The following is a 374-nucleotide window of genomic DNA, read 5'->3' as shown; positions in this document are numbered from 1 at the left end:
CCCCCGGTGTTGTCCGCGGACAACATCCCCTCCCCCACCCCGATGTTGTCCGCGGACAACATTCCGCCCGCCACCGCCACCGCCCCCACCGTCGCCCCGGCCGTCACGGACGCCCCCAGCACGGTCGAGGCCGTCCGGGCCGCCTGGATCTCCCTGGTCGAGCACGACGACTTCGGCCCGGACGACAACTTCTTCGACGCCGGAGGCCACTCCCTCCTCCTGGTCGCCCTCGCCCAGGCCCTGCGCGAACGCCTCGGCACCGCCCCCAGCGTCGCCGACCTGCTCCGCCACACCACCGTCCGCGCCCAAGCCACCCTCCTGAGCGCCACCGCCCCCGCGCCCACCCCGCCCGTGTTGTCCGCGGACAACATCCC

Annotated in this window: 1 protein-coding gene; it reads left to right on the top strand. The window is 74.6% G+C overall.

The features are described 5' to 3' along the window. On the top strand, window positions 1–374 hold a 374-nt coding region (locus IH44_RS49280), incomplete at both ends, for an acyl carrier protein (protein WP_157852636.1).

The sequence above is a fragment of the Kitasatospora sp. NRRL B-11411 genome (genome assembly GCF_000721345.1).
GTDB lineage: Bacteria > Actinomycetota > Actinomycetes > Streptomycetales > Streptomycetaceae > Kitasatospora > Kitasatospora cineracea.
This window is presented reverse-complemented; position numbering and strand designations above follow the sequence as displayed.